Source organism: Kitasatospora sp. MBT63 (genome assembly GCF_000710465.2).
GTDB lineage: Bacteria > Actinomycetota > Actinomycetes > Streptomycetales > Streptomycetaceae > Kitasatospora.
This window is the reverse complement of the sequence record NZ_JAIZ01000480.1, coordinates 1-3,055: the sequence shown is the minus strand read 5'-3', so window position 1 is coordinate 3,055 and position 3,055 is coordinate 1. Positions and strand designations below refer to the sequence as shown.

Annotated in this window: 3 protein-coding genes and 2 pseudogenes; 3 read left to right on the top strand and 2 right to left on the bottom strand. The window is 70.7% G+C overall.

The genetic code is table 11. The features are described 5' to 3' along the window. Positions 1–526: 526 nt before the first annotated feature. A pseudogene (locus AA75_RS54080) lies at positions 527–694 on the top strand (transposase); the annotation flags it as partial. Here AA75_RS54080 and AA75_RS54075 read toward each other — a convergent pair. Both AA75_RS54075 and AA75_RS26230 read right to left on the bottom strand, forming a co-directional pair. Continuing rightward, a pseudogene (locus AA75_RS54075) lies at positions 693–902 on the bottom strand (potassium-transporting ATPase subunit C); the annotation flags it as partial. The pseudogenes AA75_RS54080 and AA75_RS54075 overlap by 2 nt on opposite strands. Before the next feature lie 511 nt (positions 903–1,413). Beyond that, positions 1,414–1,836 carry a carboxymuconolactone decarboxylase family protein gene (locus tag AA75_RS26230; RefSeq protein WP_033822725.1) on the bottom strand — a complete coding sequence of 141 codons (423 nt, stop codon included), beginning with the start codon at positions 1,834–1,836 and terminating at the stop codon, positions 1,414–1,416. 266 nt (positions 1,837–2,102) lie between these two features. Here AA75_RS26230 and AA75_RS26225 point away from each other — a divergent pair, with 266 nt between their 5' ends. Continuing rightward, positions 2,103–2,291, top strand: coding sequence for a hypothetical protein (locus AA75_RS26225; RefSeq protein ID WP_033822724.1), 189 nt, complete (start codon positions 2,103–2,105; stop codon positions 2,289–2,291). 238 nt (positions 2,292–2,529) lie between these two features. Next, positions 2,530–3,030 (top strand): ATP-binding protein, encoded by a 501-nt coding sequence (locus AA75_RS46025; protein ID WP_082526839.1) that lies wholly within the window; start codon positions 2,530–2,532, stop codon positions 3,028–3,030. The last annotated feature ends 25 nt before the right edge of the window (positions 3,031–3,055 follow it).

Genomic DNA, 3,055 nt, shown 5'->3' with positions numbered 1-3,055 from the left:
CCCCTGATCAGGAGTGTCCGTCAAAGCGGATCAAGCCCAGACCCGCCACAAGCAGCGCGGCGAGGAGCTCCTGGAGGTGCCCGGATCAAGCTGACCACGGCGCTGTCGGACATCTACGGCGTCTCGGGCCGGGCAATGCTCGAGTGCTGATCACCGGCGAGCGGTCCCCGCTCGCGCTGGCCTCCCTCGCGCACGGCACCGTGAAGGCGTCCCCGCCCCAGCCGGCCGAGGGCCCTGCGCGGCGGCTTCGAGGAGCGCCACTCCTTCATGATGCGCACACTGCTCGACATGACCGACCACCTCACCGCGCGGATCGACAAGCTCGCCTCCCGGATCACGCACCTGTTCGCCGACCACGCACCCACCGCGTTCACCGACACCGATCCGACGGACCGCACGGGGCAGGGGCTGCTGGTGCCGATGTCCGACACCGAGCGCCCCGACGAGATCCCCGGCATCGGGCCCAGCACCGCGCAGGTGATCCTCGCCGAGACCGGGACCCGACCTCGCCGCGGTCTTCCCGACCCCCGGGCACCTGATCTCCCGGGCGAAACCGTCCCCACGCACCATCCAGTCCGGCAACGAGAACACCTCCGGCAAGACCGGCAAGGGCAACCCCTGGCTGCGCGGCGCGCTCGGCGAGGCCGCGATCTCCGCCGCCCGCAGGCCCGGTGGGCGGTCACGGCCTGGTTGAGCAGGACGACGTTGACGTCTTCCTGGCCGAGGAGCCGAGCGCGGCCCTCGGCGTACGTTGCGAACAGCGCGTCCAGCGTCCCCACCGGCAGGTCGCGGGCCTTGGTGACCCGGTTGACCTGCTGCCTGACCGGTCCTTCTGCGGGTACTCCAGAGGCTGATGCGCTGGGAGTGCTGCCGGCGTACGAATGTCTGCCGGAACTGCGCACTGCGTCATGTCTCAGAAGCGAGTCCCAAACCGAAGGCAGGGTCACGTTTTTCCAGGTGAGGTGTGTGGCTGTCGGTCGGTAGGCGTACTCGGAGCCTCGCGTGGGTGCGGGGTGTGGGGAGGTGGTGGTGGATGCCGTCGGTGCTGGGGTGCTGGAGAGGCGCGAGCGGGTGCTGCTGGCCCGGGCGGAGGAGTGCGGGCGAGCTGGAGCGGCTTCAGGCTGCTGTGGCCGAGGCGGATGAGGCCGCGCCGCGCGCGGTCATCGCCCGCGAGGAGACGGTCGAGGCCCTGGCCGAGTCGGCCGAGGAAGCCTCGTGGTCGGTGCGCCGGTGGATTCGCCGGCCGCGGGTGCTGCTGGGCGGGGACGGCGGAGGCAAGGGCGGCGCGCCCCACGGGCCACCGCCTCGGACGCGGCGCTTCGGCCTGCGCCCGGATCATTCTCGCAGTTCGTGCACCCCGGCAGTTCGCGGCCCGCACGGGTCCGCGGGCCGCGGCGGCGCCAGGTGGCGGCGTCAGATATCGCGGGCGGGCAGCAGGCCCCGTTCGACGAACACGCGCTTCGCGGTGAGAGTGGCGTTGATCGCCCTGGGAAATCCGCAGTAGGCGGTGGAGTGGAGCAGCGCCTCGATGATCTCGTCGGGGGTCAGCCCGACGTTGAGTGAGGAGTTGACGTGGACCTCCAGCTGGGGCTCGCACCCGCCGAGGGCGGTGAGCATGCCGAGGGTGACGAGTTGGCGGTCGCGGGGTGGGAGCGCGGGGCGGGCGTAGATCTCGGCGAATGCCCAGGCCGCGATCTGGTGGGCGAGTTCCGGGGAGACGTCCGCGAGTGCGGCCACCATCCGCTCGCCGGCCTCTCCGTTGATCCGGGAAAGGAGGTCCATGCCTTGTTCGAAACGTTCCTGCCGGTCACGTGCGGCTGCGCTGTCAGTGGTCATGCCAATCTCCCCGTATCGTTCCACGGTCCTGCCCTGCCCCTCACCGGCGGAGAGGGAAGGTGGCGGACAGGGCCAACGTAAGCACTTGGATGCACTCCGTAACCGGCGCAACGCCCAGCAGCGGAGCCGGATCCTTCGGTCGGCTGGTTCGTCCACCCCTGCCAGGCATCCGCACACTGTGGCACGCCGCCTGCAGCACCGGCGGCGGGAAGGACGCGGTCGTAGAGTGAAGGGATCGTCGTCGTGCGCTCGGCCGAGGTAGATCCATGTCCGAAAGAGGCCTGACCGACCAGGAGCTAGCCCTGGTCCGCGTGTATGTGGAGATGCGCGACGGACTGGCTGCGGACCGGCAGGACGTGTGGCGGGCCCGGATCGCACGAGCCACGGGGGGCCGCTTCCGCAAGCTGGGCACCGGCCTGTACGAGATCATCCCTGACCGGCGCACCATGTTGTGACATGCGTCCGAGATCCCCGAGGCGGACGCCCGGGGGAGTCGGCGGCCTGCCGGCCCGAAACCACTGCTGCCGGCCTGAGCCCGGTGGGGCCGGCATTCGTACACGACCGACCAGGCCTGCCGCAGGACGGCGGTTTCACCCGGCCGTCGGCCCGATCGTGGGATCCCCGCCACTGTCCCGGAAAGGCAGGCTTGGAACCAGATCGTCCGCCCCGTCGAACTCCTCGGATGTGACTGTCATGACCGCCCCCGCCACTCTCAATACCGGCAACCGGGCACCCCACCACGGTCCGGCCGCAGGTGAAGGCCCCCGGCCCGGCCTGGTGGCCGTGATCGAGGGACCGCAGGCCGACGAGTCACGCCAGTGGTCATTGCCGCACCACGAGCGGGCAGCCACCACCGCCCGCGACGTGACACGGCACACCCTCCGGGCATGGGGCCTGGACGATGACTGCGTGGACAGGACGCTCCTGGTCGTCTCCGAACTGGTCACCAACGCCGTCGAGCATGCCCTGCCCCCCGTTACGCTCCACCTGGAGATGCCCGAGAACGACGCGGTCGTGTCGGTAGCGGTCGACGACGGCGGCGCCTCGCAGGAACCCGGTGACTGGGTCGCGAGTTGCGCGCCCGATGAACACGGCCGCGGCAGCCTCATCGTCACGGCTCTGGCCAGTGACCACGGAGTCACCCCCGGTCCGGGACACGCCACCCACTGGGCGGAGCTGCCGATAGCCGCATAGACCACCCCACCCCAGCCCACCCACC